We start from the raw sequence: 23299 nt of genomic DNA on the forward strand, positions 1-23299 counted from the left end.
CAGAGGTGGGAGCGGAAGTGAGAAGGGGCGGCGGTCAGCCGCGGGGGTCGAGCGCCGCGTCGAAGGGCGCGACCCAGAAGAACTCGCCGGCGTCGTCGTACGCGTACAGCAGCCCTGTGCTGCCGAGCGCCAGGGGGCCGGTGTCGTTCTGGCGGACCTGCACGACGGCGGTGGAACCGTCCCGGGCGGCGACCTCCGCCTGGCCGAAGTCCGCGTCCACCCGCCGCGTGCGGATGGTGCAGGTGAGGCCGACGAAGTCCTGCACGGACGGCCCGGGTTCGTCGGGGAAGAGCTTGGCGAGCGGGCGCACGAGTGCGCGCGTCAGGCGCCAGGACCCGATCACGGAGGCGAACAGCAGCACAGCTCCGAGGAGATGGAGCAGGGCATCGGACCAGCCCGTACGAGCGAGAAGGATGGAGCCGGTGACGCTGGAGAACCAGGACAGGGCGATCAGCAGCGAGGCCGACACCGAGACGGGGACTCCACCGAGGCTGAGGGCGTCGGTGTCCACGTCCGCGTCGAAGCTGTCGTGGTCGGCGGCGCCGAGCAGCACCAGCAGCCAGAATCCGACGACGACCACGAGGGCCGCGGAGAACAGCACGGCGGGAAAGGTGGCCGTGGCATGCAGGAACTCGTCCATTGCTCTTCCCTCTTGTTCCATGCTGCGGCGTGCTGCTTTCCGGGCTCCGGCATTGACCTCGGGCGCCCGGCTCCGATGGCCTCATGCTGGCAGGACGGTCGGCGAGTTCGCATTGCCGTCCACCGGCAATCTTTACGGCCCCTTGATGCCGGTGGCCGCCCCTCGGCACAGGCGTGCCACTCTTGACGTCCACGCGTCAGGAAGGCGTCATCGGCGCGTCAAGAACGGGGGACGGAATGGCGGAGTTGGACACAGCCGGGACATATCTGGAGGGGTACGCCCAGATCCTGGCCGGCGCCTGCGCCACCGGCAGAAGACTGACACGGGACGAACTGGCGACACTGCGGGCACAGGGGGAACGGGCTGCCGAGGCCGGCCTCGGACTGCGCTTCCTGGTGCGAGCCCACCTGTCCGCCGCCCAGGACGTACGGGCGTGCCTACGGGGCGCGAGCGCCGATCACCTCCTCACGGCAGTGGAACAGGCCGTGGATGCCTTCGCCGAGGGACACGAGCGGGCGCAACGGCTCGCGATCCGCCAGCAGGAGGCCGCCCGACGGGAGTTCATCGACGATCTGCTCCACGGGCGCAGCGATGCGGGGCATCTGGCCGAACGAGCTGAGCGTTTCGGGCTGTTGCTGTCCCACTCCCATGCGGTCTCCGTAGCCCAGGGGCCCGAGCCGTACGAAGACGGCTACGCGGTCACCCGCGGCATCGAGGCATCGCTCGCGGCCCGCTTCGGGAACCGTCGCATACTGCTCACCACGAAGAACGGCCTGCTCATCTGCATCGCGCCAGGTGACGAGGGTGAAGTCCTCAACTTCTTCGCCAAGCAGGCGTACGCAGCGACCGACGGCGGCCGGGTGGCCATCGGCCGCCCACACCCGGGTGTCGGCGGAGTCGTCCACTCCTACGAGGAGGCACTCAACGCCCTTGGCCTGGCCGCGCGCATGCATTTGAAGGACCCGGTCCTGTACGCCGCGGACCTCTTGGTCTACCCGGTCCTCACCCGTGACCGGCAGGCCATGGCCGACCTCGTACGCACCGTACTCGGACCGCTCCAGCAGGCTCGCGGCGGAGCTCAGCCGCTCATCGACACCCTCGACGCGTATTTCCGCACCGGGTGTGTGGCCGCCGAGGCCGCCCGGCAACTCTCCCTGAGCGCCAGGGCGATGACGTACCGGCTGGAGAGGATCCACCAGCTGACAGGCGCCGATCCCGGCGACCCCGTCGATCGGTACACCCTGCAGACGGCGGTGGTCGGAGCCCGCCTGCTGGACTGGCCGGACCAGGCGCTCTGACGGCAGGGCCTCGTGCAGTGACGGGTCCTCACACCGGTCACCCTTTCGCGGCGCGCCCGTAGCCCTGTGCGTAGCGGGTGAGCACCTGCCACGTGCTTCCACCGGTGTGGAGGAACCGCTCATCAAGCGTGACCGCGAGGTCGTGCAGGGGCACACCCGGGAGCTCCCGGACAAGCGAGGTGTCCGGCCCCGCAGCGTCGGGCAGCCGCTCTGCGAGGGAGGCGAGGTACATGATGTCCGCCGCCAGGGAGGTGTTCTCGTCGCCGTCGCGGAAGGAGTGCGACTCGGCGTACTGCCGGAAGTCCACGCAAACGTGCGCCAGATCGGAGATGAGGCCCTGCAGCATGGTGGCGGCGTGCGACGTGGACAGCGCCCGCTCGGACACTTCGGCGCGCCGGAGTTGGGAGATGCGCAGGGCGACGGCTCGCCGACGGGCGTGAGCAGGAAAGATGCCCAGGACCCAGGTCACGGTGGCCGTGAGCAGGGCGAAGCCGACGACGGCCTCCAAGGGGCCGAGGATGCGCAGTCAACCGTCGGCCGGCGCGATGTCGCGGAGCCCCAGAGTGGCCATGGTGACGACGGAGACGTAGACGGCGTCGAGGAACCCCGCGTGATCCGTCGGTGTCAGCCCCTCGGCGAACGAGAACCCGGCCGGCAGGTGCGGCCAGTACATCAGGGCCCAGCCGACGATGACGGTGACCGCCCACAGGACCACGACTGTGACCATGCCGAGGGGGCCTGCCAGTCCGACTGCGCGCCGCCGGCCGAAACCGGCCGAGAGGTGCCACGCGATGGTCATGACGCGGCGGCTGGGTCCTCCGTGGCGGGTGGGATGCCACAGTGTGTGGAAGACGTCCCGGAGGGCGAGCAGCGCCAGTGCGGCGCCGCGGAGCGTCACCAGCCAGTTCGTCACTTGCAGTCCCTCGGCGTGGTCACATCGAGCAGGTGAAGAGGTGAGCCTCGGCCGACAGGTGCGACGATCAGGAAAGGCGCGCCGCACCAGCCTACTGCTGATCTTTTCGTAAGTCCGGTGGGTGTGGTGGCCGTGTGGGTGGGAGGCTGTCGGGGTGACTTATCAACCTTCCGCTTCGGTTGCCGGTTCTTCCCTTCCTCCTCTGTCGGGGCCTCAGTTGGCGCGGGCGTGTCGCGTTCGGGCAGTCGAGTTGTTCGAGGACGGTGTCTCGAATGCGGGGACCGCGAGGGCGGTGGGGGTGTGTGCCGAGAGTGTGCGGCGTTGGCGGCGGGTGTGGGAGCAGGGCGGTGCTTCGGCTCTGCGGCGACGGGCAGCCACCGGACGCCCGCCCAAGCTGGACGACGCCCAGGTCGAGACGGTCCGGGCCGCGTTGGAGCAAGGCGCCCGGGCTCATGGTTTCGAGGCCGGCCTGTGGACCCTGGAACGAGTCGGCGCGGTCGTCACCCGGGTGACAGGGGTGGTGTTGTCCAGGGCGTCGGTGTGGCGGCTGCTGACCGGCCGGCTCGGATGGAGCCTGCAACGGCCAGAGCGCCGGGCGGTCGAGCGGAGCGAGTCAAAGATCGCCCGCTGGATCGCGCACGAGTGGCCGCGCATCAAAAAGAGGCCGTGAACACACGTGCCTGGATCGTTTTCCTCGACGCATCAGGCGCCTCCCTGCTCCCTCAGATCCGCCGCTCCTACGCGCCCCGAGGACGGACTCCGCGTCTGCGGCACCGGCTGAACTGGAAGCGCGCGTCGATGGCCGGGGCCCTGGGATTCCACTCCACCGACCCCGGTCGCGGGGCCCGCCTGTGCTTCCACCTCAAGCCCGGCAGCTACGACACCGCCGGACTCATCGAGGTCCTGGAGCAGATGAAGGTGTTCTACCGCGGCGAGCGGGTGGTCCTGGTCCGGGACGGCCTGTCCGCCCACTGGAGCCGGGCGATGCGGGCCTGGGTCGCCGAACAGGACTGGCTCACCCCGGAACGATTACCCGCCTGCGCACCCGAGCTCAACCCGGTGGAACTGCTGTGGCCCCCGCTCAGGAAGCGTGAACTCGCCAACCTCGCCGGCGACCACCTCGCCGATGTCGCCGACGCCACCGAACAAGGCATCCACCGGATCAACACCAACCCCCGACCGCCATGGTCCTTCCTCGCCCACACCGGACTCACCATCCACCCACCAACCCCACAGAACCAATGAAAAGATCAGTAGTGACGGTTCTGGTGAAGTTTTGAGTCGGCCCCGGCGTTTGAAGCCCTGGGTCGGCCCCGGTGCTGATCGCGGATGCCTCGCCGGCCTGAACACAGTTGAGAAGGGCGACGTCCAGCAGCGTGCCGGGTGGAGCGTCTGTCTCGCAGATGTATACCTGACGGGCGCACTGGCCACCCCCACTCCTGAACGAGGCAGCCCAGGACGCCGGAACAGTAGACCTGCCTCGAAGTGGCGGCCTGGGCCGAAGCCGAGGCGGCTGAAAGCAGTGCTGTAGTCAACGCGGCGAGGGTGAGGAGACGTGTTCGTTTCATAGCTCAAGAACACAGCCGGGGACGCCGGGCTCAGCCGAATGCGTCCGGACGTCTGAGCGGTGGGAGGGAGCAGGCTCGTGTCTGGGTAGGTGCGTGATCGTTGGGCTTCTCATGCCCCGGCCCCGGCCGTGCACTGCCGGTACATCGGCGAATGGGTGGCCACCAAGCACCGGTGGTCGCTGGCGGTGGACCAGGCCGAGCGCGAGGTGCTGCTGCGGTACGCGGCCCACTGTCCGAACACGACGCTGGATCCTGGCCAGCAAGCGCGGACACAGCGACTCCTTCGCGTGTCTGGCGCGTACGGAGCCGATGAACATCGCCGCCGAGATGCAGTGGCAGCTGACGCCGCCGCGTAGCTACGCCGACGGGCGGGTGGTGATCCACGCAGCGATGGAGCCCGTCAAGAGGGGCATGCCCTGGGCCAACGACGCGGTGCCGCCTCGGAAAGCGGCCATTTGGGTGCCTGTGTGCGGGGCACGCCGCACAAAGCCGCCTACGCGTACGAGGCCAGGATTTGCTCCTGCGGGGACAGGGAATCGGGGACACGAAGCGGGCCCGGCAGCCGCCGCTGCAGGCCCCCGAGGAACCCTCACTCGGCCTTTCTCATGCTCGGCGGGCGGGCGGGCCTGGGGCCGCGGCCTTCCTCGCGGCGGGGAGAAAGCACCTCATCCGGCACTTCCGCAGTGGCCCGCGCCCAGCGCCAGGAGGCCCTCGGCCGTACCTGGTCCTTCCAGCTGGACAGCGAGACCTACACCCTCCCCACCGAGCTCATGCGCGCCACCGCCAAGGGGCTGCGCAAGCTCGACGACAATCCGGCACTTCCGCAGTGGTTGCCCTTGCGGCTTGTGGCTCCTTCGGTGGTGCGGGCACGGTCCCCGGTCGAGCACGTCCGCGGGCGGCATCGCGGCTGCGAGCGGGCGGAAACCCATGAGCCGTGCACAGGCAGGAGCAAATCGCGTGTTTACGCCTATCTCATGCCAAAGTAGGGTTCAGCGTCACTCGGATCACTGCTCAGTGATCTGTAGCACTCGCAGCCGGATGGATGTCCACCTGGCGGGCGGATGCCGCCTCTGCGATCGGCCTGGCATGTCACGACGGTCTGCCATTACCACCGAGGGGTGGCCATGCGAGATCCTGTTACCCCTGCTTTGAACAACCGCAGTCTCGACAGGACCAGCGGTCACCTTGAGCTCCCCGGATACGACCGAGCACGGCTGAGGCCCGCCATCGTCCATTTCGGGGTCGGTGGCTTCCACCGTGCTCACCAGGCTGTTTACTTCGACCAACTGGCCGAACTGGGCTTCTTCCACTGGGGTGTGATCGGCGTCGGGATCCACCGTCCCGAGATGGGCGAAGTCCTCGGCGCACAGGACAACCTGTTCACGGTCATCGAACGAGGAATCGACACCTACGCCGCCAAGGTGGTCGGCAGTATGGTCGAGTACCTCCTGCTGGCCGAGGATCCGGACGCGGTGCGCACGCGACTGACCGATCCCCGTATCCGGCTGGTCACGCTGACGATCACCGCTGACGGCTACACGGTGCCCGACGGCCCCGAGCAGGCGCGGAACTCCATCTTCGGCCTAATCGTCGACGCTCTTCAAGCGCGGCGCCGCGCCAACGAGGCCCCCTTCACGGTCCTGTCGTGCGACAACCTGCCTGACAGCGCCGCGGTCACGCGGGAGGCGGTGACGACCCTGGCCCGTAGGCGCGAGCCCGAGCTGGCCCAGTGGATCGGGGACAGGGTCAGCTTCCCCGGCAGCATGGTGGACCGCATCACCCCGGCGACCTCTCCGGAAGACTGTGATCTGGTGGCACTCGACTTCCGTGTGGGTGACCGTTGGCCTGTGATCACCGAGCCTTTCAGCCAGTGGGTGATCGAGGACGACTTCTGCAATGACCGGCCTCCTCTGGATCGGGTGGGTGTGCGCTTTGTCGACGATGTCGCGCCGTACAAACTTATCAAGAGTCGGCTGCTCAACGGCACCCACTGCGCGCTTGGGTATGTGGGGTACCTGGCAGGTCACCGCAGCACGGATGAGGCGATGGGTGACCCGGTCGTTGCCGAATTCGTCGAAGGGCTCATGCGTGAGGAGATCGCTCCTCTGCTTCCCTCGGATGTCGCGGGCATGCAACTCGACGAGTACTGCGACACCGTGCTGGAGCGTCTGCGCAACCCCGGCATAGGTGATGAGCTGGCCCGACTGTGCCGCCGGGGCTCGACCAAGATGCCCGACTACCTGTTGCCTTCGCTGCAGGCTGCACGCGCCGAGGGATCCCCGCGTACTCGACTGGCCTTCACTGTCGCCGCGTGGATGCGCTATCTGCGCGGAGTCGACCTCGACGGCAGGCCGATCGACGTGCAGGACGCCCGTGCGGACGAGCTGCGGGAGGCGGCGTTGCGGGGCGGTGACGACCCCGGGGCCCTGCTGGCCATTGACGACATCTTCGGTGACCTCGCGCGGGACAGCCGCACAGTGGCGGACATCCAGCGTTCCCTGACCGCGCTCTCCCGCACGGGCATCACGTCCGCTGCTGCATCGCTTCCAGCGACCGCCGTCCGACAGGCGGACCCTCGAACCCAGGAGACCCATGGACAAGCCGGATCTGACCCGAATCACGACACTGCTGCTTGATGCCGACGGGACGCTGTTCCCCTCGGAAGAACCGGCGTTCGGCGCGTCGGCAGCCGTCACGCAGGCTTTCGCCGACCGGTTCGGGCTCACGGGTGACTTCTCAGCCGAGCACTTGCGTCGCACCACGACCGGGAAGAACTTCCGCACCACGGCCCAGGACCTGCTCAGTCGGCGCGGTATCAGTGTGGACAGTGCTGAGCTGGAGATGTGGGTGGCGCGCGAGAAGGAGGAGGTCACCTCTCACCTCGGGGAGGTTCTGCTGCCGCACCCGGGCGTCCTGGCAGCTCTGCGGACGCTCAACCGCCGTTACCGGCTGGCCGTGGTCAGCTCCAGCGCACTGACCCGTCTCGCGGCGTGCTTCACCGCCAGCGGCTTGGACCATCTGCTGCCCCCGGCTGACCGTTTCAGTGCGGAGGACAGCCTGCCCGTGCCCACGAGCAAACCGGACCCGGCGATCTACCAGTCGGCTCTGGCCCGGCTGGGGATCGAACCGCAGCAGGCAGTGGCCTTGGAGGACTCGGCCACCGGAGTCGAATCAGCGGTATCGGCGGGCATCACCACCGTCGGCATGGTGCAGTTCGTGCCCCCCGGGGAACGCGGGGACCGAACCGCGCAACTTGAGCAGGCCGGCGCGGTGTGGGTGACCGAGTCCTGGGACCGCCTCGCCCGGGACCTGGCGGACAGCACTGTTGTGGTGCGGACATGAGCAGTCACACGAGAGGCGCGCCCGCCCCGGTCACATCAGCGGCACCCCGGCCCGCACATCGCGACCGCGCGGTTGGCGGACATGACCGGCACGTCCGCCAACCGCAAGCACTGCACGCGCGGATTACGCGCGGCGCACCCCGCTCCCTGGCCGCCTACCTCGCCATACCTCGTCCCAAGGACATGATCAAAGGGCTGCTCATGCCGTTCACCTTCGCTCTGGCGGTACTCGCCGGCGCAGATGTGGGCGGACACACACTCCTGCGGGCCCTCGTGGTGTGGGCAGCCCTGGAACTTCTCATCTATCCAGCCCGCTATCAGTGGAACGACGTGCGCGGGTTCGTCGCCGACCAGCAGCACCCCGCCAAGGGGGCCCGTGGGCGGTTGCCGGGCCCGATCGAGAGCGCCCGACCACATGTGCTGGCCAGCTGCACGGTGGCGGTCGGCCGCCTGGCCGTGGCCGCGAGTCTGGCGCTGGCATGGCCCGCTCTTCACCTCGGGCCGGTGCTGGCTGCCGTCACCGCGGGGGTGTTCAGTACCGCGGTCCTCTACGAGACGCTTCGCGCCAAGTGCACGGGCCGCAGCGGCGAGGTGCCGTCACCACTGCGCCCGGCAGTGATCGCACTGTGGATCGTGGTCGGTGCGGGTTATGCCGTACGGGGCATGGCGGGCTTCGCGCTCGCCGTGGACCTGGGCGAGGATCCCGCGCTGGGCGTTGTGGCGGCCGTGGCGCTGTGGGCGTTCGGCATAGCCTTCGTCACCAGCCGGTGGGCACTGGAAGCCACAGCGTTCGCCAGCGCGGACCGGGGACAGCTCACCTGGTCCGCCCGCCCCGAACACGCTCGCGAACACCTGCTGGCTCTGGTGCGCTGGCTGCCTCGCCGCATCGACGTACCGGCTCCCGCCGACTGGACGCCGCTGCGCGAACACACCTCGACGGCGGCCCCCTGGAACGCAGCGCTTCTGGTCGCGGGCACAGGAGCCGCGCTCACTGGTTCCTTGCTCACCACGCCCGGGGCGCCAACGAGTGCCGCAGTGGCAACCGCACTGGGCGCACTGGCAACCGCAGCAGCGGTCCTTCTCCCGCAGCGCCGCCCGCTGATCGTCCTGGCCGGTGCCGCTGTGCAATGGGCGGTGCCAGTTCTCCGGCATGAGCCGCATCCGTTGGCCGCCCTGCTGCCATGGCTGTCGGTGATGACCGCCTACCTGGTTTTCAGTAGCCGCAGTCTGAACACCATCGGTGCACTGAGTCGGCGTCTGAGTTCGGCGTGCGCCGTCCTCCTCGGCTCGATTGCCCGTGGAGTGCTCGGGCCGGCCACCTGGAGCGCCGTGCGAAAGGAGCCCGGTGAATCCCTCGGTGAACCCCGATGACCTGCTGGCCGTCGCCCGCGCCGCCGCACAAGCAGGCGCCCGCACCGCCATGGCCTGGCGCGAGCGCGCGAACCAACTGCTCATCGAGGAGAAGCAGGGGCCGGACGACCTGGTCAGTCAGGCCGACCGCGACACCGAGCACGCCATCCGCACCGTACTGGCCCGACATCGGCCCCACGATGCCGTCCTGGGCGAGGAGGACGGCGCCACGCCGGGCAGGGCCGACGTGCGCTGGATCGTCGACCCCATCGACGGCACCACCAATTACCTGTACGGACGGCCGGACTGGGCGGTCAGCGTGGCCGCGGCCGAGGTGACAGGCGGCAGACTGCTCGCCGGTGTCGTCATCGAGCCCGCCCTCGACCTGCTGACCCAGGCCCGCACCGGTGCACGAACCCAGGTAAACGGCACAGAGGTCGGATTTCTGGACAAGGGCGATCTCGCCCGCGCGCTGGTCGAGCTGAATGTCGGCCGCGGTTCGCAGCGTGCATGGGCCGGCCGCATGGTGGACGCACTGGTGCCCCGGGTACGTGACGTGCGACGCGGAGGCAGTGCAGCCGCCGCGCTGGCCCAGGTCGCCGGGGGCCGGGCCGATGCCGTTTGGGCGCCCGGACTCCAACCGTGGGACTGCGCTGCCGGCGCCCTGCTGGTCCTGCAAGCCGGAGGGACCGTCGGCGACCTCATCGGCCCGTCCCAGGAGACATGGCCCGCCAGCGGCGACGTCCTGGCCGCCCCGCCACCCATGTGGACACAACTTCGCGCACTACTCGCCGACGTATACCCCCCACTCGCGATGCCCCGTGTGGGACATGGCGAGGCATAGACACGGCAGGCCCCAACCCGCCAAGCTCACCGGCCCGACCGCACGCACACGACCGGCGCGCCCGGCCCGCCAGTGTGGCGTCGGTCCCCGGCTCCGGAGGCCGGTGGAACGCCCGGACCCGTCTGCCAGGCGGGATCGCCGACTACCAGGTCTTCGCCGCTGGCGCCGCGGAACTCACCGCGGCCGGCAGTGTGCTGATGGTCGTCGGCACCCGGCGGGCAGCCCGTGACGCGGCACTCGCCATTACCGAGTGCCTGCCCGAGCGGCCCGAAGCCGAGGCCCTGTCCGGCTACCTCGCCGATACTCTCGGCACGGAACACCCGCTAGAAGGTCGATGAAGATCTTGGTGAAGGGCTGTCCGGCCGGGGCCGGATGGCCCCTCTTCGTTATGTGGTGGCCGGGAGGAGGTGCCAGGCGCGGGTCTGTCAACGTTCGGCTCTGTCCCGTAATCAGTGGTGACGAGGGGTGACGGTAGTCCTTGACGATGCATGGAAGATGCCAACGACCTTGTAGTCGTGGTGCTTTCGAGACTTGGATCGCTCGTCGTCGAGGATGTGGCGGACGAGGGCGAGTTCATCCGGGTGCGGGCCCTGACGCGGGACGATCCGGTGCAGTGCCCGGTGTGCGGGCAGCCGACGGGGCGGGTGCACGGCATCCACCCGGCGTACGATCGCGGATGTGCTGGCGGACGGCAGGCGCGTCGTGGTATCGGTGCAGGTCCGGCGCCTGGTCTGCCCGGCTCCGGGCTGCCCTCGGCAGACGTTCCGTGAACAGGTCCCAGGCTTGATCGAACGCTATCAGCGGCGCACATGCCGGCTCGCTGACCAGCTCGGGCCTGTGGTGAAGGAGGTAGCGGGCCGGGTGGGCGCCCGCCTCTCCCGTGTCCTGGCTGCGGCGATATTCCGCTCGACAGCGCTCAGGCTTCTGGCCCGCCTGCCCTTGCCCGTGGTGCGGGTGCCACGCGTCCTCGGCGTCGATGACTTCGCGCTCAAGCACCGCCACCGCTACGCGACTGTCCTGATCGATGCCGAAACCGGCGAACGTATCGACGTACTTCCGGGCCGTGGCGCCGACGTCCTGGAGCGGTGGCTACGCGAGCGCCCTGGTGTCGAGGCCGTCTGCCGTGATGGCTCCGGCGCATACGGGGAGGCCGTGCGCCGGGCCCTGCGGGCTGCGGGCTGCGAGCTGCGGTGCAGGTCAGCGACCGCTGGCACCTGTGGAAGAACCTGTGCGAGAAGCCCCTGGCCGAGGTCCGCTCCCACAGCGCCTGCTGGGCCACCGCGAACACGCCCCGCCCGGCCGGCGTCCACGAGCGGACCACCCGCGAACGCCGACACCAGATCCACGACCTCCTGGGCAAAGGCGTCGGCCTGCTCGAATGCGCCCGCCGCCTGAACCTGTCCCTCAACACCGTCAAGCGCTACGCACGCACCCGAGCCCTACGTCGGGCGCCGCGTTACCGGCCCACGCTGTTCGGCCCCTACCGCGACCACCTGCGAGGACGCCGTGCGGCCGACCCCGCTGTCCCCGTGAAACAGTTGTTCCGGGAGGTCCAGGAGCAGGGCTACACCGGCAGTTTCAACCTCCTCTACCGCTACATCACCCAGGGCCGGGCCGAAGGCGACCGGCCCGTCACCACCCCGCAACGGCTGGCCCGCCTCCTACTCACGTATCCCGACCATCTCCGGGACAGGGACACAAGTCTCCTCGCCGAGCTCACCGCGTCCTGTCCAGGGGTGACCCAACTGGCCTCGTTTACAAGAAGCTCACCGCGTGGATCGTCGGCGTCCGCGCGGCCCAGCTGCCCTACCTCCACGCCTTTGCGAACGGTCTCGAACTCGACCGTGCAGCCGTCAACGCCGGCCTCACCCTCCCGCACCACCATGGGCGGGCCGAAGACGTCAACACCCGCACCAAACGAATCATGAGGCAGACGCACGGCCGCGCAGGCTTCGACCTTCTCCGCCACCGCATCCTCCTGCACTGAACGTCACCCCTCGTCACCACCGATTACGGGACAGAGCCGCTCGATTGACAGACCCTCCTGTAGTGCCTCAGATCGCGGATGGCACATGTCCCGGCGAACGCGGCGTCTGAAATCCGCCAGCATGCTCGCGGTCGGTCGGTGAGAATCCGCTCATGATCGCTGAAGCGCAGGGAATCCGTATCCGGCACCGCGGGCATGAACCGCAGGTCCATCCCACCGCCTACGTCGCCCCGACGGCCACGCTCGTTGGCGATGTCCGCGTGGGGCCGAGAGCGCGAGTGATGTACGGTGCGGTGCTCGATGCCGAGGGGGCCCGGATCGAGGTCGGGGAGGCGGCGGTGATCTGCGAGAACGCGGTGTTGCGCGGGTCTGCGGTCGCCGGCGATCAGCCGGTGCTTGTCGCCGATCACGTCTTCGTGGGGCCGCATGCCACACTGCTGGGCTGCGAGGTCGGCAGGTGCGCCTATGTGGCGACCGCGGCGACGGTCCTGCAGTGCGCACGGTTGGGGGCCGGCTCGGTTGTGGCTGTCGGCGCGCTCGTCCATGCGCGCACCGTTTTGCCGGACGAGTACTCCGTGCCGCCGCACACCGTGGCGCTTGACGCGCCGGTGCGGCTGCTGGCACCTGGCGATCCGGGCTTGGCCAAGGCTGTCGGGCGGGTGGGCTTCGCGCAGGTGGCGTTCGGCATCGACGCGGAGTGGACCGACCGGATCAGCCGGTACGAGCACATCGCGGAGGTGCGCGTCGCCGAGTTCGGCACGCACGCGGACGATGAGGTTCTGAATCTCGGCTAGTACTGCAACCGCGTTTGGCGTGACGAGTTGTCGTGGTGGTCGTTGTTCCTGTGATGGGTGGGGACCTCGAAGCTGGTGATGTGTGGCGGTGGGTGGCGGGGCTGGAGGAGGTGCACGAGCGGTTCGTACACCGGTTTCAGCGTTCCGAACCCCGGGAGTCGGCGTTGGCCTATATGCGGGAGCTGGTGTCGTCGCTGGAGCGGAAGGAACGCGTGGACGGTCGCCGAGCATGCGAGGCATGGCCGGCCGGACCGCCTGCAGCGGCTGCTCAATACGTGCGGCTGGGAGTCGGACGAAGTCCGTGACGATGTGCGGGAGTTCGTGGTCGAACGCCTCGGTGACCGGCAGGCGGTGCTGGTCGTGGACGACACCGGGTTTCTGAAGAAGGGGGTTCGCTCGGCCGGGGTTCAGCGCCAGTACACCGGTACTGCGGGCCGGGTCGAGAACAGCCAGGTCGGCACGTTCCTGGCCTATGCCACCGATGCCGGTCACACGCTGATCGACCGGGAGCTGTACCTGCCCGCGTCCTGGACCGATGACCGGGAACGCTGCCGGGCCGCAGCCATTCCCGACGAGGTCGCCTTCGCCACGAAGACCGAACACGCCAAAGCCATGATCGAGCGGACGCTCGGAGCCGGGGTGCCGTTCGCATGGCTGACCGCCGACGAGGCATACGGGCAGGTCAAAGGCTTGCGTTACTGGCTGGAACAGCGCGGGGTGAACCGTTCCGGGTTCGGTAGAGATTTCAGATGCTGGGTGTGACTTGGGTTGTCGTGGTGTTGAGGTAGTGGTTTGCTTCGTGCTCGGCGGGCGGGATGTGCCCTATCTCACCGTGGAGTCGGCTGTGGTTGTACCAGTCGACCCACTCGGCGGTGGCGAGCTCGACCTGGGCGAGCGTCCGCCAGGGGCGCTGTGGCTTGATCAGCTCGGTCTTGTAAAGCCCGATGGTCGATTCCATCAGGGCGTTGTCCAGTGCGTCCCCGACCGAGCCGATGCTCGCCGCGATGCCGGCGGCGTCGAGGTGTTCGGCCAGTTTGAACGAGGTGTACTGGGACCCGGCATCCGAATGATATGTCAATTCGCCTCGCACATCGGTGCGTTGATCGCGATCACGTTGCCAAAGGGCCATCCCCAGCGCGTCTAGGACGAGCCGGGTCTCCTTCGTGGTGGCCGCCGACCAGCCCACGATGCGGCGGGAGAAGGTGTCCACGACGAAGGCGACGTAGACGACGCCGGTCCATGTCGCCATACGGGATGGCCCTGGCGGTTCAGATGCCGCCAGATCTTTCTGGCGCCGTAGACGCGGTGGTTGGTGTCGTACGCCTCTTTGACCTGAGACTTCAGCTCGGTGTCGCGGACGGTGCGGGCCGCGGGTGCGGCCTGGCGTTTGCGGTGGGCGTAGTAGGTGGAGGGGGCGATCTTGCAGGAGTGCCCGGTGAGGACCCGGCAGATCGGCTCGACGCCGTCGAAGCGGCCCTTGTGCTCGTCGATGAACGCTACGAGCGTGTGTGTGGCCGGTCGAGCTCGGCCGCGAAGAAACTTGCCGCGGCCTTGAGGATGTCGTTGGCCCGCTTCAGCTCGGCGTTCTCTTTCTTCAGCCGCTTCAGTTCGGCCGACTCCTCCGTTGTCGTGCCCGGCCGGGCACCGGTATCGACCGGGTCCTGCCGCCCCCTTCCCCAAGCTCTCAACTGCGTTCGAGCAGGGGAGACCCCACGCGCAGCGTCTCGATCGTGCCGATGCCGAGTTTCGATGCGACGGCCTTCATCGCGGACCACTCGGTGTCGTAGTCCGGCCGCACCTCGGCGACCATACGGACAGCTCGTTTGCGCAGCTCAAGCGGGTACTGAGAAGAACGTGCCATGACTCGATCCTCTCAAATGATCGAGTCCCTACCGAACCCGGAACGGTTCACATAGCCTGTCGCGGCGTCGTCCACGGCTCGGGTCTGGGCAAGACCCGTTGGATGGTCGAGCGGACCTTCGCCTGGCTCCACCAGTTCAAGCGCCTGCGCATCCGCTACGAGGTACGCGCCGACCTGCACCTCGGCCTGCTTCAACTCGCCTGCGGCATCATCTGCTTGAGACGACTCCGAACTCATTCTGAAACGGTCAGTAAAAGGCGCTACGGCTGCGGGCCGGGGGAGTGTGCCGATGCCGCACGTCCTGGCTTCTGCCGACTCCTTCATCGGCCTGGCGATGACGATGCGTGGGCATCGTCGGGTACACCGTGTGCGCCCAACGTGGTGCACCGCACCAGTCCCCGGGCAACTGCACGAGGGAGCGGTCCTGCGGTCTCCGGGGCGGGCGGTGCGGGCGGCAGTCCGGTCCAGCTTCGCCCGTGCCCGCTCGGAGAGCAAGGGCCTCGACCGCCTCGCCGCCGACGAGGCCGGCCATGCGGATACCCTTCCGCCTCGAGGTCGTCGCGAGGGACGACAGTCCTGCTGCGCGCCCCTGGCGTGCGCCATGGCGCCCCTTCCCGCGAGGGTGACCAGTGCCCCCTCGTGCCGGACCATGGGGCGGGCCTGGATCGGTGCAGGTGGCTGGACCGTGGGACGCAATGGAGGGATAAATGGTGCGACGTTGGCTGGTGACAGGGTGCTCCTCGGGACTGGGGCGGGCGTTGGCTGCGGCGGCGGCCCGGGCAGGACACGAGGTGGCGGTCACCGCGCGTAAGGCCGCCGCTTTGGACGACCTGGTCGCTGCCTGGCCAGGACGGATCATTCCAATTCCGCTGGAACTGCGTGACGCCGCCCAATGTGAGGAAGCGGTCCGGGTCGCTGCCGACCGGTTGGGCGGCATCGATGTCCTCGTGAACAACGCGGGAGCCGGCCTGTTCGGCGCGGTCGAGGAGGTCTCCGACGCCGAGGTGCGCGACCAATTGGAGACCCTGGTCGTGGGACCCTGGCGGCTGGTCCGTCTGGTTCTGCCGCTCATGCGGGCCCAGGGCCACGGCCATATCGTCAACGTCTCCTCGATAGCAGGTCGCATGCCGTTCCCGGGGCTGGGTGCGTACGTCGCGGGTAAGCACGCTCTGGAGGGGATGAGTCAGGCGCTGGCCGCAGAAGTGGCCCCGCAGGGCATCCGGGTCACCGTGATCGAACCGGGCGGATTCGCCACCCGCTACGGTGCGTCCCTCGCCGAATCGGACCGTCGGCTTTCCGAGTACTCCACGGTGACCGCCGGAACTCTGCACGGTGTGCGCGGCATGGCGGAGAATCCCGCCCTGGGACGGCCGGAGGACTGCGCTGCGCAGGTACTCGACATCGTCGGCGCCGACCGACTCGCCCCGTTGCGTATCCCTATCGGTGACGACGCCTACACCTCCCTCGAATTGGTGGTACAGGCGTCACGCGATGAACTCGCCGCCGCCCGTGCTCTGACGCAGAGCACACCACCAAGGCCTTCTTCGACGCCGCAGCCGGCACAGGGCCACAGTCCCGAGTGACGCGAGACGAACAGGGTCACGATGCTCAAGCACCAGATGTCCGGCCGAGCCGCTTCACACTCCTTGGCCTTGGTGTCCTAAGGCCTGTCCCGTAACTGCTGGTCACGGGTGAGATGATCTTGGTGTGGCTGGTGTGATCACGGCGTCGGAGCCGTCTTGGATAGCCCCGTTCACCGGGCTGAGCCCGCGCTGTTTCGGGAAGCTGGTGACCGTGCTGCGACGCGAGGGTGCGGATGCGGTCCGCAAGGGCCGGCCGTGGAGCCTTCCGCTGGAGGACCGGGCCCTGCTGGTCGCGGCGTACTGGCGCACCAACCTGACCATGCGCCAGCTCGCCCCGCTGTTCGGGGTCTCCAAGTCGGCGGCCGACCGCATCATCGACCACCTCGGGCCGATGCTCGCGCTCCAGCCCCGCAAGCGGTTCGCCAAGGACACCGTGCTGATCGTGGACGGCACTCTGGTCCCGACCCGGGACCACGCCATCGCCGCGCAGTCGAAGAACTACCGGTACTCCACCAACCATCAGGTCGTCATCGACGCCGACACCCGCCTGGTCGTCGCGGTGGGAAGACCGCTTGCCGGAAACCGCAACGACTGCAAAGCCTGGGAGGAATCCGGCGCCAAGGCGGCCGTCGGCAAGACCCTCACGATCGCCGACGGTGGCTACCCCGGCACCGGACTCGTCATGCCACACCGCCGGCGCAAAGGCGAAGAACTACCGGAGTGGAAGCAGGCGCACAACAAGTCCCACAAGCAGGTCCGCGCCCGCGTCGAGCACGTCTTCGCCCGCATGAAGACCTGGAAGATCCTCCGCGACTGCCGCCTCAAAGGCGACGGAGTCCACCACGCCATGCTCGGCATCGCCCGCCTGCACAACCTCGCTCTCGCCGGGTAGGCCAACGGACCGCACAGCGACCAGCCCTACCCAAGACGACTCGAAGATCATTTACGGGACAACCCTTAGCTCAGACACCAGCCGCAAAATAGGTTGCGGGGGACTGTAAATCGTTCGGTGTAACTCCCGATCATGGAGGATGCACCGATGACCAGTGAGAACGTGTCCAAAGCCGAGATCAGCGAGGCGATAGAGCCCCAGCCGGCGAGGGCGGTGGACGACCGGCTGATCGACGAGCTGGTCTCCCGGGTCCAGGCCGAGGGCCTGCAGCTGACAGGCGAGGGCGGACTGCTCCAGCAGCTGACGAAGCGGCTGCTGGAGTCCGCACTGGAGGGCGAGATCACCGACCATCTCGGCTATGACAAGCACGACCCGGCCGGGAAGAACGGCGGTAACTCCCGCAACGGCACCCGCGCGAAGACCGTGCTGACGGACGTCGGCCCGGTGGAGATAACCGTGCCCCGCGACCGCGACGGATCCTTTGAGCCGAAGATCGTCAAGAAGCGGCAGAAGCGCCTGACCGGGGTGGACGAGATGGTCATCTCGCTGTCCGCGAAAGGCCTGACCACCGGCGAGGTCCAGGCCCACCTGGCCGAGGTCTACGGCGCCGACGTCTCCCGCCAGACGATCTCCACGATCACCGACAAGGTCCTCGAGGGCATGACCGAATGGCAGAACCGCCCCCTCGACCCCGTCTATCCGGTCGTGTTCATCGACGCCATCCACGTCAAGATCCGCGACGGCGCCGTCGCCAACAGGCCGATCTACGTGGCGCTGGCCGTCACTGTCGAGGGCCGGCGCGAGATCCTCGGGCTGTGGGCCGGTGACGGCGGCGAGGGCGCCAAGCACTGGATGCACATCCTCACCGAGATCAAGAACCGCGGCGTGAACGACGTTCTGATGCTGGTCTGCGACGGGCTGAAGGGCCTGCCCGACGCGGTCGAGACCGTCTGGCCGAAGACGATCGTGCAGACCTGCGTGGTTCACCTGCTGCGGAATTCCTTCCGCTATGCCGCCCGCCAGGACTGGGACAAGATCGCCAAAGTCCTCAGGCCGGTCTATACCGCCGCGACCGAGGAGGCCGCACTCGAACAGTTCGCCGAGTTCGCCGACACGTGGGGCCGGAAATACCCGGCGATCATCCGGCTCTGGGAGAACGCGTGGGAGGAGTTCACCCCGTTCCTGCGGTTCGACACCGAGATCCGCCGCATCGTCTGCACGACCAACGCGATCGAGTCGGTGAACGCCAGGATCCGGCGGGCGGTCAAGGCCCGCGGGTATTTCCCGAACGAGCAGGCCGCGTTGAAGTGCGTCTACATGGCGATCATGTCGCTCGACCCGACCGGCAAGGGGCAGGCCCGCTGGACCCTGCGCTGGAAGACCGCTTTGAACGCCTTCGACATCACCTTCGACGGCCGGCTCTCCGCAGCTCGTCAGTAACCCCAACCACCCTCATTACACCGTTCGATTGACAGACCCCATGCTGGATCCTGAGCTGCTGGAACGGATTACCGCGCGGCGCGCGGAGCTGGACGGGCTCGAAGAACAGCGGGCCAAGCAGCTGACGGAGGTATGGGCCGAGCGGGACGAGCTCGCCGTCGCGGAGCGGGTCCTTGAGCGGATGAGCGAACAGCTCGCCGACGAGCACGCCTCTGTCGCGCCGGCGCCCGGGCAGGTGGGCGGACGTGCGGTGATGCTGATCCCGCACCGCACCTCAGGCGTGGAGGAGACTACCCTTCCGCCGGATTACCAGCGCATTCTCGCCGCCGTGCGGCGTGCCGCCGGTCCGGTCATGGCCCGGCAGGTCGGCGACGTGCTGGGAATCGACGTCAGCATGCGGGGCAAGCTGGTCAGCCCCGTCGATCGCGGCTGGCTGCGCAAACTGCCCGATGGCCGGTTCACCACCCGCCTGTGACCTGGTCTGCCGTCTACGGCAGCGAGGCGCCGGCGTAACCGGGGTGCCCCCGGCGACCGTTGGAGTTGTGTGACGAAAACCAAAAAGCACGCCGAGGACACCTGCCCGCTTGTCTACCAGTGCCGTCTGCCGCTGTCCACGCGCACCGTCAGCCACCTCGCCGACCTGCTGCGACGTCACCTGAAAGTGATCCGGTCCCGGTGGCGGACCCTGCCGCCCGGGAAGATCGCGGTGATCGTCCTGGCCGTACTGCGCTACGACCAGCGCCTGGCTGACATGGCCGGTGGCAACAACGTGCCGGAGTCCACCGTCCGCCGCTGGCGCGACGAGGAACTGTCCGCCCGATCATGTGACTGTCGGGTGACTCGCGGAGGGTGTTCTTCCTGCCGTGTCGGCACTGTTGTGACCGCCGCGTTCCGGTCAAGTGTCCAGCCTGGCTGGTTCAATCCGTTCGGAATGGCCTCATTGACGGCCAGTCGGTGAGGGGGCGTGGTTCTTGGAGGCGGCCCTTGCCGGAGCGGTCGCCCGCGATGTGGACGAGCAGGTACTGGTCGCCGGAGAAGACCCAGAAGCGATGGTCGTCGCCGGGAACCGGCAGGACCGCGTCGATCCTGTTCGTGAAGTGGTCCAGTCCGCCGAACGTCTTGCGCCACTGTGCGATCGGGGCGGGCCCGCTCACCCGCCGCGCCGACGCCGGGTCCGCACCTGTCTCGACGACCATGTACTCGCTGCCGGAGAACACCCAGAACCTGCCCCGTACACCCGGAACCGGCATCACCGCATCCACACGATGCGAGAAGCCCGGGGCCCCGCCGATGCTGTTGCTCCAGTCGGTGAGGGGGCGTGGTTCTTGGAGGCGGCCCTTGCCGGAGCGGTCGCCCGCGATGTGGACGAGCAGGTACTGGTCGCCGGAGAAGACCCAGAAGCGATGGTCGTCGCCGGGAACCGGCAGGACCGCGTCGATCCTGTTCGTGAAGTGGTCCAGTCCGCCGAACGTCTTGCGCCACTGTGCGATCGGGGCGGGCCCGCTCACCCGCCGCGCCGACGCCGGGTCCGCACCTGTCTCGACGACCATGTACTCGCTGCCGGAGAACACCCAGAACCTGCCCCGTACACCCGGAACCGGCATCACCGCATCCACACGCGAGACTGCATGGGCACCGGTGGACGTCTGCCCGGGCTGGTTGGGCGAACCAGAGCCGGGGTCGTCTCCGGCGACGTATGCGGTCACGCCCGCTCCGGCGAGGAGCACCAGCACGGCGATCATCCCCGTGATCGCCGTGCGGCGCCGGTTCGCCCCTGCGGCCGATGTACGGCGCCGGTTCGCACGTGCAGGCTGCACCGGCTGCCGCAGTGTCGCCTGCATTGTTTGGGGAGCGCCGTCGACTATCGACTGCAGCGCGTCCGCGAGGTGTGCTCCGGACGGGCGCTTGGCGGGGTCCTTGTCCAGCAACTGCTCGATGACGTCGCCCAGCGGGCCCTGGACATGGACGGAGGGCGGTTCGAAGGCGACGGCGAACGAGGTGGCCGTGAGGTCCCCGCGGGCGAAGGGGGTCTGACCGGAGGCAAGGAAACACAGGGTGACGCCGAGGGAGAACAAGTCGCTGGCCGGTCCGGCGGGTTGATCGCGCAGGCGTTCCGGGGCCATGTACTCGGCCGAGCCGACCACGCCCCCCGTGCCGGTGAGACCTGTGTGACCGGACAGGGCGGCGATACCGAAGTCGGTGAGCACGCTGCTGCCGTCCGTGCGCAGGAGCACGTTGGCCGGTTTCACGTCCCGGTGCAGCGCACCGGCCGCGTGGACCGCGTCCAATGCGGACAGAACCTCCAGGCCGACGCGGGCCGTCTCCACCGGTGACAGGAGCCCGCTCGATCGCACTCGCTCACTCAGCGAGCCACCCGGCACCAGTTCCATGACGATCCACAGACCGCCGTCGAACTCCACCAGATCGTAGATGTCGATCACATGGGCGTGCGTCACCCGGGCGATCGCCCGTGCCTCCGACAGCACACGCCGCATCGCCGCCTGCTGCTCGTACCCACCGCCGACGGCGTGGAGTTCCTTGACGGCCACCGTCCGCTGCAACAGATGGTCCCAGGCACGCCACACCGTGCCCATACCGCCGCTGCCCAGTCGGTCGGCGAGTACATACCTGTCGGCGACGACTCGCCCACCCACACTTTCGATCACGACGAGACAATGTACATGCCGACTTCCAGGGCGATTCGGGTGATCACGTGCGGAGCCAGATGACGAGGGCTGCTGCGGTGATGGTGCCAGGTAGACGTAGCGGCGCTTGTCGTAGCGAGTGGCCACCGCCCGGTATTGTTTCAGTCGGTTGATGGCTCGCTCGACAGCGTTGCGTTTTTTGTACCGCTCTTCGTCGAAGCCGGGTTGCCGTCCGCCGCGCGACCCTCTGCGCAGTCGGGCGGTCTGACTGTCGGTCTTCTCCGGAATCGTGTGCCGGATGGCCCGGCGCCGCAGGTACTCGCGGCACGGACCGTTGCTGTAAGCCTTCTTCGCCACAAGGCTGTCGGATTTCCTGCCCGGCCCGATCCGCAGGACGTGAATCTTTTCCAGCACGGGCTTGAATTGAGTGCAGTCCGCCCGCTGTCCCGGTGTGACGATCAGGGACAGAGGGCGGTGGCGGCCGTCCGCGCTCAGGTGGAGCTTGGTGGTGAACCCGCCGCGCGAGTGGCCCAGGCCCTCACCTCCTGTGCCACCTCCACCAAGCGGGCGACGAGGCTCCGACACGGCGTTTCGTCCTGGTGTTCTGCCGCTGCGCCCTCCCTTTGAGGCGGGAGCCGGCGGTGGTTCGGTGCGGGCGCCGGCAGCGTGCTGATGCGCCCGCACGATGGTGGAGTCGACCGAGATGTCTCAGTCGATCTCCCCGGCCGCGTCGGCCTCGGCCTAGACCTGCTGGACCAGGCGTTCCCAGGTTCCGTCGGCCGACCACAGGCGGTGGCGTTCATAGACGGTCTTCCACGGGCCGAACCGTTCGGGCAGGTCACGTCACTGAACGCCGGTCCGCACCCGGTGCAGAATCCCGTCGATCACCTGTCCGTGATCCCTCCACCTACCGCAACGCCTGTTGCTGACCGGCAGGAACGGCCGCAGCCGTTCCCACTCGACATCCGTTGTTCCGCACCGCACGCGGAGCACACCTTCCGGATCGTGCGCACCGGCCGACCGCCCACCCCTTGTCCGGCTCCGGGTGGGCGGCCCGGGTCCCTTGTCCGGCTCTGGCTGGGGAGCCCTGCCAGCCCTTGTCCAGGTCCGGGCGGGCGCACGTCTCTCCTTTACCACCTTCGCCACCGGAGTGTTTCCCCTTGCCAGAGCCGGTTCCGGCCGCCGGTCAGGTCGCGGACAAAGGGGTGGGTGACAGAGGAGTCCGCCCCGCCTGCGGACGGCGAACGGCGACGTGGCGCGCGCACTCGATACGTGCGGCGCGCGGGGCGCACCGCACCTCCCGCCGGTGGTGCGCGCACGGTGCGCACCACCGGCGGGCTCGGTGCGCGCACTACACGGCTGTGGTGCGTTCCGCAGGTGCACCGGCCGGTGTGGGGCGCGCAGCGAGGGCCTGGCCGAAGCCGACGGCTTCCAGCTGGCGCAGGACTTCGGCGACGGTCTCCCCGCAGTCCTCCACGGTGAGGAGCTGCCTGACGAAGGCGATGACCGCATGGGCGACGCCCTCCACCGAGTTTGGCCCGCCCTGCGCCCAGGTGCGTAGGGCGTCCACGAAGACCCGCCCCAGGGCCTCCAGGGCGAAGGAGTCGTCGACGGGTTCCGGGTCGATGCCGCACATGGCGCGGATCGCGGTGACCGGGACGATGATCCGCTGCGCGACGTTCGGGAGCAGTGCGGGCAGTCGCGGATCGGCGTCGGCGAATCCGGCAGCCGCCTCGGTGTCGCCGGCCTCCATGGCCCGCAGGCAGCGGAAGGCGCTGAGCACCACGTCCGGGGTCATCGGGGCGAGCGGCACGGTGGGGTGGTGGAACATGGGCGGCTCCTCAACGACAGGCCGCCCCGCTGATCGCGGTGGCCTCGAACCCGATGCTCAAGTCGCGACCCTGTGGACAGAGTCCGGCGACGACGGGGGAGGATTTCCCCCCCCCCGATTGATGTGACGATGCACCGCAGTTGGCAGATCAGCACGCTTGCCGGCAAACGCCGCTGAGGCTGCTCCTGTGGTTACTCTGCGGATTGTTTTCTTGACGCCGGGAGGCCGGTCTAGGCTGCGACAGTCGTTGGCCACCGAGGCTGGCGCGCCAAGGAAAGGCAAACGATGCCGCAAGCGCGACACACGACCGGC

General features: G+C 68.5%; 19 protein-coding genes and 7 pseudogenes. 19 read left to right on the top strand and 7 right to left on the bottom strand.

All coding sequences use genetic code 11. From position 1 onward, the window contains the following. Window positions 1-34 precede the first annotated feature (34 nt). Window positions 35-640, bottom strand: a complete 606-nt coding sequence (locus BN1555_RS35665) for a DUF1449 family protein (protein WP_093804112.1) — start codon at window positions 638-640, stop codon at window positions 35-37. Between the two features lie 236 nt (window positions 641-876). Here BN1555_RS35665 and BN1555_RS35670 point away from each other — a divergent pair, with 236 nt between their 5' ends. After that, entirely contained in the window at window positions 877-1938 is a 1062-nt protein-coding gene (locus BN1555_RS35670) for a PucR family transcriptional regulator (RefSeq protein WP_093804113.1), read from the top strand. 37 nt (window positions 1939-1975) lie between these two features. Here the strand turns inward: BN1555_RS35670 and BN1555_RS41095 are convergent, their stop codons facing one another. After that, on the bottom strand, window positions 1976-2446 hold the full coding sequence (locus BN1555_RS41095) for a hypothetical protein (protein WP_255306528.1): 471 nt from the start codon (window positions 2444-2446) through the stop codon (window positions 1976-1978). 18 nt (window positions 2447-2464) lie between these two features. Next, entirely contained in the window at window positions 2465-2851 is a 387-nt protein-coding gene (locus tag BN1555_RS41100; RefSeq protein WP_255306529.1) for a hypothetical protein, read from the bottom strand. A gap of 292 nt (window positions 2852-3143) precedes the next feature. Between BN1555_RS41100 and BN1555_RS35680 the strand changes: the two genes are divergently transcribed. The 12 genes and pseudogenes from BN1555_RS35680 to BN1555_RS35735 all read left to right on the top strand — a co-directional run. After that, window positions 3144-3521, top strand: a complete 378-nt coding sequence (locus BN1555_RS35680; protein WP_255306530.1) for a winged helix-turn-helix domain-containing protein — start codon at window positions 3144-3146, stop codon at window positions 3519-3521. Further along, window positions 3518-4096: a transposase gene (locus BN1555_RS35685; RefSeq protein ID WP_093804115.1), complete on the top strand. Its 579-nt coding sequence runs from the start codon at window positions 3518-3520 to the stop codon at window positions 4094-4096. The genes BN1555_RS35680 and BN1555_RS35685 overlap by 4 nt, the downstream gene beginning before the upstream one ends. Before the next feature lie 572 nt (window positions 4097-4668). Beyond that, a pseudogene (locus tag BN1555_RS41105) lies at window positions 4669-4818 on the top strand (stage II sporulation protein E); the annotation flags it as partial. Window positions 4819-5102: 284 nt separating this feature from the next. Beyond that, entirely contained in the window at window positions 5103-5405 is a 303-nt protein-coding gene (locus BN1555_RS35695) for a hypothetical protein (protein WP_093804116.1), read from the top strand. Between the two features lie 138 nt (window positions 5406-5543). Next, a complete protein-coding gene (locus BN1555_RS35700; protein WP_093804117.1) occupies window positions 5544-7055 on the top strand; it encodes a mannitol dehydrogenase family protein in 1512 nt (503 codons plus the stop codon). After that, complete coding sequence (locus BN1555_RS35705; protein WP_093804118.1) at window positions 7012-7761, top strand: HAD family hydrolase; 750 nt, start codon at window positions 7012-7014, stop codon at window positions 7759-7761. Before BN1555_RS35700 ends, BN1555_RS35705 begins: the two co-directional genes overlap by 44 nt. A 182-nt stretch (window positions 7762-7943) precedes the next feature. Beyond that, the gene (locus BN1555_RS38655) at window positions 7944-9131 is read left to right on the top strand and encodes a hypothetical protein (RefSeq protein WP_141662970.1); all 1188 of its coding nucleotides are present in this window, start codon (window positions 7944-7946) and stop codon (window positions 9129-9131) included. After that, window positions 9106-9954: an inositol monophosphatase family protein gene (locus BN1555_RS35715; protein WP_176710355.1), complete on the top strand. Its 849-nt coding sequence runs from the start codon at window positions 9106-9108 to the stop codon at window positions 9952-9954. The genes BN1555_RS38655 and BN1555_RS35715 overlap by 26 nt, the downstream gene beginning before the upstream one ends. 74 nt (window positions 9955-10028) lie before the next feature. Beyond that, window positions 10029-10292 (top strand): hypothetical protein, encoded by a 264-nt coding sequence (locus BN1555_RS35720; RefSeq protein ID WP_255306531.1) that lies wholly within the window; start codon window positions 10029-10031, stop codon window positions 10290-10292. A gap of 180 nt (window positions 10293-10472) precedes the next feature. Next, window positions 10473-11941, top strand: a pseudogene (locus BN1555_RS35725) (ISL3 family transposase). A 152-nt stretch (window positions 11942-12093) separates the two neighbouring features. Further along, entirely contained in the window at window positions 12094-12735 is a 642-nt protein-coding gene (locus BN1555_RS35730) for a gamma carbonic anhydrase family protein (protein WP_093804121.1), read from the top strand. Between the two features lie 53 nt (window positions 12736-12788). Then, window positions 12789-13455: pseudogene (locus BN1555_RS35735) on the top strand (IS701 family transposase); the annotation flags it as partial. Between the two features lie 25 nt (window positions 13456-13480). On the opposite strand, the pseudogene BN1555_RS35740 reads toward BN1555_RS35735, so the two are convergent. Further along, window positions 13481-14596: pseudogene (locus tag BN1555_RS35740) on the bottom strand (IS3 family transposase). A gap of 72 nt (window positions 14597-14668) precedes the next feature. Here BN1555_RS35740 and BN1555_RS35745 point away from each other — a divergent pair. The 6 genes and pseudogenes from BN1555_RS35745 to BN1555_RS41110 all read left to right on the top strand — a co-directional run. Beyond that, window positions 14669-14812 (top strand): annotated as a pseudogene (locus BN1555_RS35745) (transposase); the annotation flags it as partial. A gap of 491 nt (window positions 14813-15303) precedes the next feature. After that, window positions 15304-16179, top strand: a complete 876-nt coding sequence (locus tag BN1555_RS35750; RefSeq protein ID WP_093804122.1) for an SDR family oxidoreductase — start codon at window positions 15304-15306, stop codon at window positions 16177-16179. A 124-nt stretch (window positions 16180-16303) separates the two neighbouring features. Further along, window positions 16304-17071 carry a transposase gene (locus BN1555_RS35755; RefSeq protein WP_093796984.1) on the top strand — a complete coding sequence of 256 codons (768 nt, stop codon included), beginning with the start codon at window positions 16304-16306 and terminating at the stop codon, window positions 17069-17071. Window positions 17072-17218: 147 nt separating this feature from the next. Beyond that, a complete protein-coding gene (locus BN1555_RS35760; protein ID WP_093804123.1) occupies window positions 17219-18511 on the top strand; it encodes an IS256 family transposase in 1293 nt (430 codons plus the stop codon). 40 nt (window positions 18512-18551) lie between these two features. Continuing rightward, the gene (locus BN1555_RS39440; RefSeq protein WP_176710356.1) at window positions 18552-18986 is read left to right on the top strand and encodes a hypothetical protein; all 435 of its coding nucleotides are present in this window, start codon (window positions 18552-18554) and stop codon (window positions 18984-18986) included. Window positions 18987-19112: 126 nt separating this feature from the next. Further along, a pseudogene (locus BN1555_RS41110) lies at window positions 19113-19241 on the top strand (IS5/IS1182 family transposase); the annotation flags it as partial. Between the two features lie 187 nt (window positions 19242-19428). Here BN1555_RS41110 and BN1555_RS35775 read toward each other — a convergent pair. The 3 genes and pseudogenes from BN1555_RS35775 to BN1555_RS35785 form a co-directional block, all read right to left on the bottom strand. Continuing rightward, window positions 19429-21177, bottom strand: a complete 1749-nt coding sequence (locus BN1555_RS35775) for a protein kinase domain-containing protein (RefSeq protein WP_141662971.1) — start codon at window positions 21175-21177, stop codon at window positions 19429-19431. A 43-nt stretch (window positions 21178-21220) separates the two neighbouring features. Next, a pseudogene (locus BN1555_RS35780) lies at window positions 21221-22140 on the bottom strand (IS5 family transposase). 367 nt (window positions 22141-22507) lie between these two features. Beyond that, a complete protein-coding gene (locus tag BN1555_RS35785; RefSeq protein WP_255306532.1) occupies window positions 22508-22987 on the bottom strand; it encodes a hypothetical protein in 480 nt (159 codons plus the stop codon). Window positions 22988-23299 lie beyond the last annotated feature (312 nt).

Origin of the sequence: Streptomyces sp. Wb2n-11, from assembly GCF_001049855.1 — a bacterium.
Classification (GTDB): domain Bacteria; phylum Actinomycetota; class Actinomycetes; order Streptomycetales; family Streptomycetaceae; genus Streptomyces; species Streptomyces altiplanensis.